The sequence below is a fragment of the Pseudokordiimonas caeni genome (assembly GCF_026719705.1).
Taxonomy (GTDB): Bacteria; Pseudomonadota; Alphaproteobacteria; order Sphingomonadales; family Kordiimonadaceae; genus Gimibacter; species Gimibacter caeni.
This window is the reverse complement of sequence record NZ_JAPPRR010000001.1, coordinates 609,375-624,318: the sequence shown is the minus strand read 5'-3', so window position 1 is coordinate 624,318 and position 14,944 is coordinate 609,375. Positions and strand designations below refer to the sequence as shown.

The window sequence follows — 14,944 nt, the reverse complement described above, 5'->3', positions numbered from 1 at the left end:
GGAGTGCGCCATGCCCGTTCCGTCCCCATCCGATGCCGTCCCGACCGCCCCCGGGGGCGCCCCTGGCCCCACCGACTTCGGGGCGACCGACGCCGCCGCGCAACTGCTCGGCTGGCTGCCCGTCCGCGACGCCCTCAAGCGCGACCTCGATGCGGTCTATGCGCGGGCCGCCGCCCTGGCCCGCATGGCGCGCGCCGACAATACCCGCCGCGCCTACAAGACCGGCTGGCAGCAGTATGACACCTGGTGCCGGGGCGTCGGCGTACCCGCCCTCTCCGGCGATCCCGGTACCGTGGCGCTCTATCTCGCCACCCTGTCCCTCAAGGTGCGACCGACCACCCTCCGGTCCCGCCTCGCCGCGATCAGCGTCGCCCACCGGCTCGCCGGGGTGCCCCTCGACACCCGTCACGAAGCGATCCGCCTCGTCCTCCGCGGCGCCGCCCGCGAAAAAGGTCTGGCCCCGGCCCGCCAGGCCACTCCCCTCACCCTCGACGACCTGGGCAGCCTCAGCGCCCATTATGGCGACAGCCGGATCGAGCGGCGCGACCATGCGATCCTCCTGCTCGGCTTCGCCGGCGCCCTGCGCCGCGCCGAGGTGGCGCGCCTCCGCCTCGAGGACGTCGCCTTCACCCGGGAGGGCCTGACCCTGACCATCCGCGGCGCCAAGGGCGACCCTACGGGTCACGGCGCCCGCCTCCGGATCAGCCGCCACCCCGACCCCGGCGCCTGCCCGGTCAACGCCACCCGCCGCTGGATCCGCGAACGCGGCGACCGCCCCGGCCCCCTGTTCTGCCAGATCCACAGGAGCGGCAGCCATCGCTACCAGCCGCTGCAGCCCCAGGCGATCGGCCGCATCGTCAAGGGGGCCGCCGATCGGCTCGGGCATGACCCGGCCGCCTATAGCGGCCACAGCCTGCGGGCCGGGCTGGCCAGCGCCGCCGCCGACCTCGGGGTCGGCCTGCATGCGCTGATGGAACAGACCCGCCTCAAGAGCGCCGCCCAGGCCGTGACCTATATGCGGGGACGGGGTCGTCAAGCGCTGACCCATCGTCTGTTTCAAGGGCCGCCGGGATGACCGGCCAGGGCAGCATATGGTCATAGTCCCTGGCCATGACGGCCGCTGCCAGATCGGAGAGCCGGTCCACAATGGCACCCCGTCTGGCGTCCCCGGCCACCGCCTCGAACGACCGCCGGACGTCCGCCGTCATGGGCGCGAGCGCCCGCGTGCCCCGGCGCCGCCGCCAGGCCAGAAGATCCAGCAGCATATAGACGATCTGGCGGCGATGACCGACCGACGGGACCCGCAGATAGGCACCTCCCCGGTTCCCGCGCCTGAGAGATTCCGGCGCATCGACCCATTCCGGATCGCCAAACATCATGTCCCACGAGAGTCCCCCGCGCGCCTCGAACTGATAGAGCCGAAGCCGCCAGAGATGATGCTCATCGCTCGACGCCCGCCACAAACTGCCACACACCAGGTCGAGCAACTGCAGGAGGACCGCCTCACCGCCGGGCGGCATGCAACGCGCCAGCAACAGCTCCAGGCGCACCAGGACGGTGACGGGCGCCGTCAGCGCCGGCGCCGCCACGGCGCTTTTGAACAACATCGGCTCAAGGAGCTGTCGGCAGGCCGCCTCACTCGCCGGCACCGCCGGCATGTCGATCAAGGGGAACCGGTGTCGCACGCAGCACCAGGCGGTTCCGGACGCCCAAGCCCGGCGCCAATGAGGGGGCCGCTGGTGCATCAGATCCTCGAGCCAGCAGAGCGGACAGGCCGCCGTTCGGCATGCCGGTGCCAGCCACCCCTCCCCGAACAGGGCCAGACCTCGAAGCATCCTGGATGGCAGGCCGACAAGACGCCCCAGCCGAAACTCCAGCTCGCGGGGCAGGCCACGATCGAGATCCCTCCCCGCGATCATGGAATGGAGATCGAGCGCCGGATTGCAGAGAAACTGTTTCACGTCTGTAAAGCCATAGATATCCCCCAGACGGGACAACCAACTGGTCACCCGTTCGTCGGCTTCGGGCCAGGGGTGGACCGGCAGGGGCTTATAGAGGTCCCGGATCGCCATAGCCCCATACCTCCGACGCCGCCTTCAGGGCCTCAAGGGTCAGACGGGGTTCACCTGCCTCCAGGGCGATGGTGGCGCCAAATTTGATCAGGCGGATCATGCTGGACGTCTCCTGACGGGACGCCGCCAGCAGGAAGCGCAGCCCTGCGTCTTCGAAGATGGAATCCTCGGGGGGATCGGGAAAGGGCATATAAGCCATGACCGTACTCACCGCCTTGGCGAAGGCATCGCTGAGACTCCAGGGCGGAATATGATAGGGCATGAACCGCCGATCGATCTGTGTGTCACGTGTGAAAAAGCCCGCCGCTGGCGGCGTGAGCGAGAAGATTGCCGGTATTTTCAGGCGATTGGTCAGCCACTTCGCCTGACTGAGCACATCGACCATTGCGCCTTCTCGCATATCCTTAAGGGTATCGCCTTCGTCGATGAGCAACAGCTGGAGACCCATGTCGCGCAGGATTTTGGCGAGCCGCCCCATTTCCTGGGTGATTGTCCCTCGCTTGTAACCTGCCTCCAGTTTCTCGTATGCGGCGCCAACCAGATCACCCCCACCCATGCGCGTTGGCATCAGCTCGATCATCAGAACAGGAGTAATAGTGACCTTGGCGCTGCGATCCTGATAGGGGCGGCGGCTGTCGCAATAATGCTCAAGGATGGCCGTCTTGGCCATACCACTCGGTGCCACGACACGCAAACCGATCGATGATTGGGACATGGCAGCGTACCGGCGGACCGTATCGATCCGCTCAATCAAGGCCGCTGCATAGTCAAAGTTATACCAGTGTCGCTTATGGATGAAGTCGTACCGTTTCTTAAGAGGGGCATCGACGAGTTGACGGACGGCCGCCGAGATCAGATGCTCCCTTTCTGACGACGGATTGGGTGTGTCTTCGGGACCAACCAGATGCACCATGACGCTATCCTCTCGGTGACTTATCCGGCTGGCTTGGCAGCGGCCGCCCCACCTGGTGACGCAGCGATGCCGTCGGGGCTGGAGCGATGGCCGGTGGGCGTGTCCGCCTGCTGCGACGCGCCTGATCGATCAGCTGGTCACGCTGAACGAGCAAGCGGCGCGCCACCGCCGCCTGGCGCTTGGTTTCTGCGGCGACCGCGACGGTCGGCAGGCGATCGACGAGGGCGTCCCGGTGCTGGCAACGGCCCACCTTGCCGATCGGGAGCGCCTCGAACACCGGCTTCAATCCGTCAAGGCAGACGTAAAGCCGATCGATCCGCGCCGGATGATATTTGATCGCGACCCGGCGGCCCACGAGGTCCGACAGTGCCGGGCTATAATAGTAGCGATTGAGCAAACGTATCCCCTGATTTCGGACCCGCCGATTTTCTGTGGGCAAAAAGGCCGACCGGATGTCGATCTCGTCCACTGTCATGGGATAGCACCGGGGCCGCACCGCCTCGAGCTCGGCATATTTCTGGAGCGGCGTAAGACCATCGAGGCCTTTGTGCGGGGTCAGGTGATACTCGAGGATGCGCAACACCAACCAGCATTCAAGATCCTCGAGGGTCAGGAAGGCGTGCGCCTCGCTGTCATAATCTCCCCTCGCCTGCGGATTGGAGTCCGTGGTCCCGGGGAGTTCATGAACGGCGGTCATGAAGGTGCCGATCAGGCGCTCGATATGACCGCCTTCGTGTGGCCTGCCAACCTTGCGGAAACGCTGACGGATCCCGAACCGGTTACAGGCGGAGCGTGCCGCGCTGCTCCTGAAGTCGCTTCCGTTATCGGTGGCAAGAACACGCGGCACCCCGGTCAGGGGCCATGGATCGGTGCCAGCCGCCTGCTCGGCGGCTTGCCAGGCGACCCCGCACGCCTCGACCCAGGGCCTTTTGGGAAGCATGCCCATCATCAGCGCCAACCCGGTGGTGCGTGCCGTCGGAGCTTTGAGCCCGATATAATAACCAAACACCATGCGGGTGGCGACGTCGATAGCGAGGGTCAACCAGGGTCTCTTCTTGCCGAGACCGAAGGCCTCCAAATCAAGCAAGACATCCATCGGCGTATGATCGACCTGGATCTCGTCCAAGGGCCAAGGGACTTCATGGTGATGCGGCGTCGCCTGATAGTCTCGATCCTCCCCTTTGATCTTCCGGGCCTTCGCCAGGCGCATTTTGGACAGGGCCTCCACTCGCCGCTTGACCGTGCTGGGACTTGGCGCTGTCAAATCCTGAGCAAGGCATCGCTCTTCGATGTGCGCATGAAGCGCCTTGATCGATCGCCACTCCTTTGTCCCCAAGAAATAGTCCTGAATCGTTGCCTCAAGGATCACCTCCACTTCGGCCCGGAGCCGCGTGGCCCGGGGGCCCCGCCGTGATGCAGACGGATCGACACTGTCACTTGTTGGCATGTTGCGCCATTTCGAGACCAGTCGGCGGATGCTGCGCGGGGTGAGGTCAAGCCGCGCGGCTACACGCGCGATGTCTTGACGGGTGTGCTGGGGGTTGAGTGCCAGCTCCCGAATAAGCGCCACCCGCTCCTGCAACCATGATGGATCTTTGGGGGTACGCTTGCTGGCCATTGCCGCCTCCTCTCGCTGTCCATAGACTGTAAAAGCGAGGCAAAATGATCAATTCAAACTGTCAACAATAAAATATAAAAATAATTTATCATAGAATATAGTCACTTACATGCGCAGCAAAATGCTTTCGCAAAATACAAAATTTCGACTCACCGAGCCAAGAATGGCTGTTTTCATAATTTTGCATGATATTGCAACTTTTTTCATTTATGCAACATTTCAAAAAAACGATTTGCACTAATATAATTATAAACAACATTTCGCATATACTTCAAAAATAATGTATTGAAATATAGCGAATTCAGGACGCGCTGACACAGCTTGGTTGTCGATAATATATGCCTCTGGCTCGCCAAGGAAGACCATCAAGACAGTCGGAGCGTTTCTGCTTTTCACGACGGAATTGGCGCTAGCGTCGTCGAATCTCGCCGAAAATCGGGGGAAGACGCTCCTGCGAAGGGACCGATGACTGCAGATGCTCGCTGAAAATCGACGCCGATCAGAATTTCGGCGGACCGGGAATGAAGTTGCTCTTGATCGCCGAACCCGGAAATCGGAGGGCCAGATCCTGCAGGATGATCCTCTTGCGTTCGGATCGACGGAGGCCACTATTTCGGTAATCCCGATCAAAATCGATGCCTGAGGCTGCCCGACGCTTTTCGATCTCCAGATTTAATTGCGCTAGCGACGTTTTAATCATTTCACTCGCCCTGTCAGCAGTATGACCCTGAGCATTACCCCCTCAGCGTCCCATATCGAAATAATGCCCTGATAAGCGATCAGGGCCAAGCCGTATCTTGATCGGCAGCTGTATCATCGGCCCCCCCAACCCTCGCGACCATATTGATCGACTTGTCAGGTGGATACCGGGACCACTACCACACAAAGCCTTTTTTTGTGTGGTAGTGGTCCATCATGCGCACCACCAGACTGGAGCGTTCTCCCGGAAAGCCCGCCCCATCCTTGGTCCATGCGAGTCTGAAGGAGTTTCTTTGTTGGGGCTCAGGAACCAGCAACATGCTGAAGGTCATACCCATCATAGCACAGCGTCAAGTTGACCTGTTCATTTGATCGATAATATATTAGTATGCTCATGTGAACGGGAGCCGCAAATGCCTCAATCTGCCGCTATAGACCATGTCCAGCGTTCAAATGACGCCCGAATTCTGACGAAAGCTGTCAACAGGATCGCAGACCTATGGAATCTTTCCAACGCGAAGCTCGGGGAGATTCTGGGCCTGTCGCCTGCTACTGTCAGCCGGCTTCGCAACGGTCTGAAAGAGCTTGAGCCGGGCAGCAAGGAGTTTGAGCTGGCTCAGTATCTAGCTCGCCTGTTCCGTGGTCTCGATGCGATTGTCGGCAGTGACGACCGGGCTGCCCGCAGCTGGCTGATGACGGAAAATCTCGACCTCAAGGCCCGACCGATCGATCTGATCGTGAAGATCAAGGGCCTGATGACAGCATGTGACTATGTGGACGCCTACCGGGCTCGCGTCTGAGTTTCACCGCTACCGCGGGCGCATCTGGCGCATCGTGGAAGGCCAGCACAGAATTTCCACCAACAGGCTGGCCGATCCGGAAGATCAGGGCAGGCTCGAAGACCTGATCGAAGAGGTAAAGCCCGACCTGCCGCCGGAGACCGAAGGGCTGCACTTCCTTCTCGCCGCCTGCTTTCGCTACGGATATCCGAAAGAAAGCCGTTTCCGGCGCGCCGACGAGCGGCCCGGTATCTTCTATGGGGCGGAGCATGAAGAAACGGTCCTGGCCGAGATCGCCTGGTGGCGCCTCGACTTCTTTTCACGGTCTCCCGGCGTCGAACTGCCGTCGGGACAGAGTGAGCACACGAGCTTCACCGTGGAAGTGGCGTTCGACCGCCTGATCGACCTGACGGCCGAGCCATTCCTTGCGGATCGCGATAAGTGGATTTCTGAAGATTATAAGGACTGCCACGCTCTTGCGGACGCGGCCCGGGTCGCCAATGCGGAAGCGATCAGATACGAATCCTCCCGCCAGCGCGACGGCAAGGGCCGGAATCTGGCGGTGCTGCACCCTCGCTGCTTTTGCGGTAGCCCGAGGGTCGAAATGACCTGGCATTTCCGATACGAAAGCGGCGATCTCGTTGCCACCTCTGCGTTTCCGGATAATCGGAGCTTCCGATTTGGCCGCGGGACACGCCTCAGGTCGATGTGAGCGTATGGATGTCCACTGACGTGATGGATGTGGATGACCCCAGCCTCTGTATTTCGATACCAGCTACGCGAATGGCAGAGCACTCGTTCAATGCGCAGGCATCGGTGCTTGTAACACCGCAACTGCGCCAACTAACGTCAATACAAGAACGATACCCGAATTCGAATAAATGACGCCGCAACATGTGCCAAATGTTCTGAAGACGGACATTTTTCGGGCACGGAACGGCCCCGGATTTAAAATCATCGACGCCCTATGCCAGCACAAGATCCTTATTGATATCAATCAGTTACATGCTATTGGCGCAAATTTGGCGCACAGATTTTCAGGAATTTTCACCCCCAAATCCCCCTACGCGCTGCCTTAAAGTTGGTCGCTTCAAAGCTTGATTCTTCTGACGTGCTTCCCCGAAAATGTTCGCGAAGCGAGATATCAGGAGTGACCGACGGAGCTGGCCAATTATGGTAGGCACATCCCCGCCGCACCTGTTTCACGCCAGAAAGATGCCGTGACGCTTCCAGCCGTTAGGCTTTCAAACCCGAACTCATGGATATTTTTCAGACTTAGGCCTTTGAGGCGGCAGCGACGGCATAGCCCTGCCCCTGCACCTGTGCCTCAAAGTGCGTTTTGGCTCGTGCATTCAGGTCGGCGTCATCATAGGCCCGGCCGCGACGTAATTCCTCTTCTTCAGGATCAGGCTCGGTATAGTCCTTCACCGCCTGCTTAAATTTGTCGAGTTTGATGTCCCCTGCCCCGCCTACACCGGCATTCGTTGCCGGGTCGGGCGTGAATAGCTTGATCGTTTCTTCCGGAAGGGGCTTGTTTGAGACCTGGATGCCGCGGGCCTGAAAAGCTGCAATATCAAAAGGTTGACTGCCGATTGTTGTCATGGAAACACTCCTCCATCTTGCCTGACAATGCAACCAGAGAAGCAAGCTTTGTACCATAACGCTTATTCATGGTAGCGACAGGAAACGACGTCACCAACCCCGACACACCCGCCAATACTTGAACAACAGCATAGGCAGATATCTGCACATATTGCGTCACGAGTTTCTCTCACACGCACACGCTTGCGATGACGGCGTGCATAAAAAACACCCGGTGCTGTGCCAAGGGGAGACACAGCACCGGGTAGTCAGGCTCGCTATCATGACGGGGCAGTCGATAGCCAAGGGGTCAGGCACGAACCGCCGGCGAGGGGCTTCAAGGGGGAGGCAGCCAATGGCAGCCGCACCTGACATTCACAGAATGAAGGCAATGTGCGGGGCGCGATATAGGACAACCGTTGGTTCCATATAGGTGCGGGGATGGAGAAGGCTATACTCAGGTATCGCCTGGCCTGCACTTCGGGGGCGCGATCTGCGGTCACCCCGCCCTCCCCCTGCCACCAGCCGGACCGACCTGACAATCAGCGGTCACAACCTAACCATCGGCATAATACCGCCCCCATCTCACAGCGCGCATGCTCAGACTGATCCCCCGAACGGGGTCAACGACATGATGGCAGGCGCCAGCGCCCCGCCAGACCTCTCATCTGTGAATGGAGCGAAAACCATGCGACAGCAACTTCTCATCATCGGCGCCGGCTTCGCCGGCATGTATGCAGCGCTTTCGGCTGCCCGCCTGCGCGATGCGCAGGGCAATTCACCCAATGACCTTGAGATCATATTGATCGCACCCGAGCCACAACTGGTTGTCCGCCCGCGGCTTTACGAACCGAAGCCCGAAACGTTGGCAGCCCCCCTAGGTGAGCTTCTGGATGTGATCGGCGTGATCTATCTGCAAGGCAGTGTAGAGGCCATCGATACATCGGAACGAACCGTAACCGTGATCAGCGCTGACGGCGCACGATTCATGGCCGACTACGACCGGCTGGTGATAGCCACCGGCAGCCGCCTGTTCCGCCCTGATATCCCGGGCCTTGCCGAACACGGCTTCAGCGTCGACCAGCTGGATGAAGCGATTGCCCTCGACCGACACCTCCACCGCCTCGCCGCACAACCGGCAACAACAGCCCGCAACACTGTTGTTGTGGTTGGTGGTGGGTTCACCGGTATTGAGGCTGCAACAGAGATGCCCGCCCGCCTGCACGCCATCCTCGGTGAAGATACTGCAATCCGCGTCATAATCGTCGAACGGAACGATTCCATCGCTCCCGACATGGGACCCGGCCCGCGCCCGGTCATCGAAGAAGCGCTCGACAAGCTCAGGATTGAAACCCGCCTCGGCGTCGGGGTTACGGCCCTCGACAAGTCCGGCGTGACACTCAGCACCGGCGAGCATATCGAAAGTGCCACCGTCATTTGGGCTGCTGGCATGCGCGCGGCACCCCTGACCGCGCAAATCCCGGTGGAACGCGACAATTTTGGACGCCTGCCGGTGGATAGGGACCTGCGTGTCACGGGGGTCAGCGATGTGTTCGCCACGGGTGACGCCGCCAAAGCGGTGTGCGACGATGACGGCACCCTTGCCTTGATGTCCTGCCAGCATGCCACACGCATGGGCGCCTTTGCCGGCAACAACGCGGCGGCCGAACTGCTGGGGGTACCCACAATCCCCTACCACCAGAAAGCCTATGTGACATGCCTTGACCTCGGCGGTGCAGGGGCAGTGTTCACACGTGGCTGGGAACGGACGGTGGAAATGGTGGGCGACGTGGCCAAAAAGACCAAGCAGGAGATCAATACGGTATGGATCTATCCGCCCAAGGCCGACCGTGCAACCGCCCTTGCCTCGGCCGATCCGGAACGCGTCACCGATCTCTGAACATATCTGCGGGGCATGCGACACGCTCGCGTGCCCCGAATAACCTTGTCAGTGCCCGGAACGGACGGGCATTTCCCGCAACGCCTGGGGCAGCGTCTCCCACGCCCGGATCAGGTCCCCGATCGACAAGGCTTCCATCTTGCGCATCACATTGCTGCGGTGAAGTTTCACGGTCACTTCGCTGATCCCCAGATCGAAAGCAATTTGCTTGTTGACCCGCCCGCGTGCCACTTCATGCAGCACCTCTCGCTCACGTGGCGTCAGCGTCTCCAACCGCTCGACATTGCGGTCGACGATGGCCGTCTCGGCGCGCCGTTCTGCATCGAGGGCAATCGCCGCATTCACAGCGTCGATCAGCGTTTGACCCCTGACCGGTTTGGTCAGAAAATCTACAGCCCCCGCCTTCATAGCCTGGACAGTCATCGGCACATCGCCGTGCGCCGTCAGGAAAATTATGGGCTTAGGATTACCGCTTGTCACCAGATACTGCTGAAGGTCGAGACCACTTGTTCCCGGCATGCGCACGTCCAGGATCAGGCAGCCGGGATAGTCCATGACCTCTGCCTCCAGCAATTCCCGCGTGGAAGCAAAGGATACCGACTGAAACCCGACCGACAGGATCAGTTCGGACATGGCCTCCCGAACCGACGCATCGTCATCGACAATGATAACGGTTGGTTGCCTCTCCTCACGCGTGTACGACGTTGAAAGCGGCGCCGGTCTCCGCCCTTGCGGCTGATCAAGTCTCACTGTCATCCTCCATCTCTGGATCATTCAAGGCTTCGCCGACGGCCACGAGCAAAGCCTGGGCATCGAAAGGTTTGCGAAAAAAGCCGCGTATCCCGGCCGCGCGGTCCTGATCGGCTATTTCATGCCGGCCGGTGATCAGGAATACCGGCAGTTCGGGGCGGGCATTCTGGACATGGTCGCGCAGCTCAAAGCCGTTCATTCCCGGCATGCCAACATCGGTGATCAGCACATCAAGATTGGAGAGGCCGTTCATGAGAAGTGCTTCTGCCGACGAGAATCGACGCGGTGCATAGCCCGCGGACTCCAGGAGATCCTCCACTGATTCAAGCAGCCGCGGATCGTCGTCAACAATCGCAACAACAGGCCTTTCCTTTCTCACAGATCACCTCCCGCCTGCATGCGAGAATGGGTGACCGGAATGTCCAGTTGCCCCGCAATTCGCACAAGATCGGCGAGCGACGCCGCCGCCATTTTATGCATCACATTCCTTCTGTGGATCTGTAGCGTCACTTCGCTGATGCCGAGCTCGGCCGCCGCCTGCTTGTTCAGAAGGCCGCTCACAACAAGCGGCAAAACCTCACGTTCACGCGGCGTCAGGCCATGGTAGCGCTCTTTCAGGACACCAAGTTCTGCACGCTGCAATCGGCCCTCTTTGTCCCGCGCGACAGCTACACCGATCGCGGCCAAAAGGGCGTCCACATCGCAAGGTTTGGTAAGGAAGTCCACTGCCCCGTGCTTTATCGCACGGACGGAGGACGGAATGTCGCCGTGCCCGGTCAGAAAGACGATGGGCGGATGATCGCCTTCGGCAATCTGTCCCTGCAGGTCGAGACCATTGATGTCTGGAAGCTCGACGTCGAGAATAAGGCAGGCGGGCATATCAGGTTTCTCGGCAGTTATATATTCGCCCGCGGATGCAAAAACCCTTGCCTTGATGCCGTGTGCGGCCAAAAGCTCGCCAAGTGCTTCCCTTACACGCGCATCGTCATCAACGATGAAGACGATATAGTTCCCAGTCGTCATACTCACCCCTTCACTCCGGCCGGCAACGTGAAGATGAACGTCGCGCCATTCGGTACATTCTTTTCGGCCCACAACCGTCCACCATGCGATTCTACAATCGACCGGCAGATGGCGAGCCCCATCCCCATTCCTTGTTCTTTCGTTGTAAAAAACGGCTCGAATATCTTCGCCGGCAGCTCTTCATCCGGGCCACTGTCGCGAACCTCCACCCTGACGACGCCGCCATCCGCCAGTCCGCGCACCAGCAGCGCCTTTTCGCCTGCAACCGAGCCCATAGCCTCCATACCGTTGCGGAGAAGATTGATCAGCACCTGCTGGATCTGGACCCTGTCCATCGCGACGGGGGCCAAGCCTTCCTGAATATCGATGTCAATCAGAACACCGCGCCTCAGGGCCTCATCTGCCAGCAGCTTGCGGGTTTCCAAAATGACATCCTTGAAGGGCAGGACCGTGCGTGTATCGCTTGATTGCCGGAATAGAGCCCGAATGCGGCTGACAACATCGGCGGCAGCATTGGCATCCCGAATGATGCGTTCAGCGGTGATCTTCGCCCGTTCAATATTGGCGGGCTCGGCTGAAAGCCATCGGTGACAAGCGTGGGAATTGGCAACAATGGCCGCGAGCGGTTGGTTCACCTCATGCGCGATAGAAGCCGAAAGTTCGGCAAGGCCGGCCGCCTGACTGGCCCGAGACAGCCTTTCCTGCGCGAGCTGCAGCTCATGCCGTGCCCGCACTTCGCCGTCGATATCCATGCAGACGCCGTTCCATTGCACGATACCTCCATCTGCATCCCGCATAGGAGCGGCCCGCGTTTCAACCCAGAGGTACTCGCCGTCATACCGCCGCAACCGATGCTTCATGGCGTAGGGTTTACCGGTTGCCAGTGAATGACCGTATCGTTCCTGTACTGCCGCTAGGTCATCGGGATGGATGATGGCATCGAGCGTGCTGTCCAGCCGGGGGCGGCCTTCTTCGTCCACGCCATCAAGACCAAACCCCAGATAATCGCTAAGCTGGCGGCTGCGATAGATCGGTTTGCCATCGGGCGCGGAACAATAAATGAGCGCCGGCAATGTCTCGACAAGCTGACGGAGTATCCGTTCGCTCTCGCGCAGCGCCTCCTGGGCCCGCATTTCCTCATCAATATCAACTGACGCGATATACCATTGCAGGATGACGCCTTCGGCATTCCTGAGCGGTTGGGCGCGTGCCTCGATCCAGCGGTAGTTGCCGTCCCTCTCGCGCCGTCGAAACCTGTTCACGAACGGTGTGCCGGCGGCGAAGCCATCGAGCGCGCGCTGGCACACCACTGCAAAATCTTCGGGATGGGCGACGTCACGGATGACATCCTCGAAGTTCCTGGGGAACGAAATGGCCGGACCGATCTTCTTCTGATACCGCTTGCTGGTATAGGTCAGCACCATGTCCGGCGAGAAACTCAGGACATTGACCGGCAAGGCATCGATCATCTGCTCCAGTTGCCGCTTGCTGTTTCTCAGTTCTTCTTCGGCCCGCATCTGGTCGTCGATATTGATCGAGACGCCGTACCAGTGGACGATGTTTCCGTGCTGGTCACGCACGGGCTCGCAGCGACCCTCCGTCCAGCAATAAGCACCGCCTTTTGTGCGTCTGCGGTACCGCATGACGAATACCTCGCCCCGCGCAATACAATCTGCGGCGTGGCGATGGACTTCCGGAGCATCATCCGGATGGATCAGCTCCTGCACCACTTTGGTGAAATCCCCGAATTCGTTTTCGGTGATGCCCAGAAATTCCATATTCCGCTTGCTGACGTAGGCCATCTCGCCGGTCGGTGTCCAGCTCCAGATATGTACCGGAACGGCGTCGATAATCTCCTGCAGGCGTCCTTCGCTTTCCCGCAGCCCGTCCTCAGCCTTTTTCTGGTCATCGATGTCGATGGTGGTGCCGTACCACTGCGTGATGCAGCCATCGGAATCAAACGACGCACGCCCGGAATTCCGGAACCAGCGATAGACACCGTCAGCGCGGCGCAACCGATGTTCGGCATCGTAGTCATCACCGGTTTTCAGGCAGTGTCGCCAGCGTGCAGCAACCCGCTCATAGTCCTCGGGATGCACTACCCGACGCCAGCCAAATTCGTCCTCCTCGGCGGTGTTGAGGTCATCGCGTCCGTTCCCGAGGTAAGCAAGCGTGCTGGGACTGACGTAGGTGAACTGGCCGTCAGCATCGGCTGACCAGGCAAAGCCCGGCATGCTCTCGATGATTTTCAAGGCACGCATGGCTTCGGCGCTGATGTCATCGGGTGAGCTGGTCGTTACCGTCATTGGCTTCTCCCGCCGGACAATGAATATCCGGAACGCCTAGAAGTTCGCACGCCCTGTGCGATCAGTCCCTGGGCCCGGATGGCAAACTCACCCCTTAAAACTAATCCTGCGGCGCCTTGGCCGCAACTTATGGAAATCCATGCATCGTCCATCGCTGTTCCTAGCAAAACAGCAAAGCTCATCCCTCACGCCAAAGCCTATGGAGACCTGACAATTGATGGTCGCGACCTATACCCGGGCACGATACCGGCTCGTGACAACCGAATGCATCCTTGAGGCCTGGATGATCTTCCACTGCTTCCCCGGAAGCCAGGCGGTCATTCGAACATTCTGACCCAAGAAACAGGAGAACGATCATGTCAAAGCCTCTGAACTATGTCACCCAGCGTTATGGAACTCCGCCCCAGCAAAACGCAACTGGTGACGAAGAACTCGTCCCGTCGCGCTACGCCCTGAAGGTTGGCGATATCAAGGTGCTCGTTGTCAGTGATGGTGTGCTGCCGCTGCCGACGGCCACGATGGCGACCAATGTCGATCCGGCCGAACGGGCAGCCTGGTTCAAGGACATGTTCCTGCCGCCCGATGCCTTCGACTGGGCACTGAATGTGCTGGTTGTCAAAAGCGGCGACAAGACCATCCTTGTGGACGCAGGTCTTGGTGGACAGTTCGCCGGCTTCCCCCGCGCCGGGCAATTCCCGAAACGTCTGGCAGCCGCGGGCATTGACCTTGCTTCCGTTACCGACGTGGTGATCACCCATATGCATATGGATCATGTGGGAGGACTGCTGGTTGACACAGTCAAGAAGCAGCTCAGCCCCGATGTGCGTATTCATGTCTCGGCGATCGAGGTTGATTTCTGGGCCAAGCCTGACTTCGAGCAAACTTCGATGCCGCAGCCGGTACCGGATGTCCTGCGCTCCACGGCACAGGAATTCCTCGCCGAATATCACAGCAAGATCAGAACGTTCGATAAAACACACGAGGTCGCACCCGGTGTTGTCGTCGAACTGACGGGCGGCCACACCCCCGGCCACAGCGTGGTACGCATCAATTCAGGCGGCGAACGTCTCACCTTCGCCGGCGACGCCCTATTCCCGGTCGCGTTCGACCATCCCGACTGGCACAACGGCTTTGAGCACGACCCGGAAGAATCCGTCCGCGTTCGCGTCCGCTTGCTGCAGGAAGCCGCCGCGACCGGCGAACTCTTTGTCGCCACCCACCTGCCCTTCCCCTCCGTCGGTCGGGTAGCCGTGGACGGCGATGCCTTCCGCTGGGTAGCCGCCTTCTGGGACTACTGATCCCT

Annotated in this window: 13 protein-coding genes; 5 read left to right on the top strand and 8 right to left on the bottom strand. The window is 60.1% G+C overall.

Translation table 11 applies throughout. The features are described from left to right. The first annotated feature begins 10 nt into the window (after positions 1 to 10). Positions 11 to 1,075, top strand: a complete 1,065-nt coding sequence (locus OU694_RS02655; RefSeq protein WP_308909462.1) for a tyrosine-type recombinase/integrase — start codon at positions 11 to 13, stop codon at positions 1,073 to 1,075. Here OU694_RS02655 and OU694_RS02650 read toward each other — a convergent pair. From OU694_RS02650 to OU694_RS02640, 3 genes are read right to left on the bottom strand one after another with little or no spacing between them, the layout of a single operon-like run. Then, positions 987 to 2,072, bottom strand: coding sequence for a TniQ family protein (locus OU694_RS02650; RefSeq protein WP_308909461.1), 1,086 nt, complete (start codon positions 2,070 to 2,072; stop codon positions 987 to 989). The genes OU694_RS02655 and OU694_RS02650 overlap by 89 nt on opposite strands. Continuing rightward, entirely contained in the window at positions 2,050 to 2,985 is a 936-nt protein-coding gene (locus OU694_RS02645; RefSeq protein WP_308909460.1) for a TniB family NTP-binding protein, read from the bottom strand. Before OU694_RS02645 ends, OU694_RS02650 begins: the two co-directional genes overlap by 23 nt. A gap of 4 nt (positions 2,986 to 2,989) precedes the next feature. Beyond that, a complete protein-coding gene (locus tag OU694_RS02640; protein WP_308909459.1) occupies positions 2,990 to 4,603 on the bottom strand; it encodes a TnsB C-terminal domain-containing protein in 1,614 nt (537 codons plus the stop codon). A 1,112-nt stretch (positions 4,604 to 5,715) separates the two neighbouring features. Here OU694_RS02640 and OU694_RS02635 point away from each other — a divergent pair. Both OU694_RS02635 and OU694_RS02630 read left to right on the top strand, forming a co-directional pair. Beyond that, positions 5,716 to 6,102 carry an MbcA/ParS/Xre antitoxin family protein gene (locus OU694_RS02635; RefSeq protein ID WP_308909458.1) on the top strand — a complete coding sequence of 129 codons (387 nt, stop codon included), beginning with the start codon at positions 5,716 to 5,718 and terminating at the stop codon, positions 6,100 to 6,102. Continuing rightward, positions 6,074 to 6,793 (top strand): RES family NAD+ phosphorylase, encoded by a 720-nt coding sequence (locus OU694_RS02630; protein WP_308909457.1) that lies wholly within the window; start codon positions 6,074 to 6,076, stop codon positions 6,791 to 6,793. The genes OU694_RS02635 and OU694_RS02630 overlap by 29 nt, the downstream gene beginning before the upstream one ends. Positions 6,794 to 7,356: 563 nt before the next feature. Here OU694_RS02630 and OU694_RS02625 read toward each other — a convergent pair. Next, positions 7,357 to 7,683, bottom strand: coding sequence for a hypothetical protein (locus OU694_RS02625; protein ID WP_308909456.1), 327 nt, complete (start codon positions 7,681 to 7,683; stop codon positions 7,357 to 7,359). 667 nt (positions 7,684 to 8,350) lie between these two features. Here OU694_RS02625 and OU694_RS02620 point away from each other — a divergent pair. Continuing rightward, positions 8,351 to 9,562, top strand: a complete 1,212-nt coding sequence (locus tag OU694_RS02620) for an NAD(P)/FAD-dependent oxidoreductase (protein WP_308909455.1) — start codon at positions 8,351 to 8,353, stop codon at positions 9,560 to 9,562. 48 nt (positions 9,563 to 9,610) lie between these two features. Here OU694_RS02620 and OU694_RS02615 read toward each other — a convergent pair whose 3' ends face one another. Genes OU694_RS02615 through OU694_RS02600 form a run of 4 tightly spaced genes read right to left on the bottom strand, consistent with a single transcriptional unit; the run spans position 9,611 to position 13,641 of the window. Continuing rightward, on the bottom strand, positions 9,611 to 10,312 hold the full coding sequence (locus OU694_RS02615; RefSeq protein ID WP_373460183.1) for a response regulator transcription factor: 702 nt from the start codon (positions 10,310 to 10,312) through the stop codon (positions 9,611 to 9,613). Further along, positions 10,302 to 10,691: a response regulator gene (locus tag OU694_RS02610; RefSeq protein WP_308909453.1), complete on the bottom strand. Its 390-nt coding sequence runs from the start codon at positions 10,689 to 10,691 to the stop codon at positions 10,302 to 10,304. Before OU694_RS02610 ends, OU694_RS02615 begins: the two co-directional genes overlap by 11 nt. Beyond that, positions 10,688 to 11,335, bottom strand: coding sequence for a response regulator transcription factor (locus OU694_RS02605; RefSeq protein ID WP_308909452.1), 648 nt, complete (start codon positions 11,333 to 11,335; stop codon positions 10,688 to 10,690). Before OU694_RS02605 ends, OU694_RS02610 begins: the two co-directional genes overlap by 4 nt. Positions 11,336 to 11,337: 2 nt before the next feature. Then, complete coding sequence (locus OU694_RS02600; protein WP_308909451.1) at positions 11,338 to 13,641, bottom strand: PAS domain-containing protein; 2,304 nt, start codon at positions 13,639 to 13,641, stop codon at positions 11,338 to 11,340. A 356-nt stretch (positions 13,642 to 13,997) separates the two neighbouring features. Between OU694_RS02600 and OU694_RS02595 the strand changes: the two genes are divergently transcribed. Continuing rightward, on the top strand, positions 13,998 to 14,939 hold the full coding sequence (locus OU694_RS02595; RefSeq protein WP_308909450.1) for an MBL fold metallo-hydrolase: 942 nt from the start codon (positions 13,998 to 14,000) through the stop codon (positions 14,937 to 14,939). Positions 14,940 to 14,944: the final 5 nt, after the last annotated feature.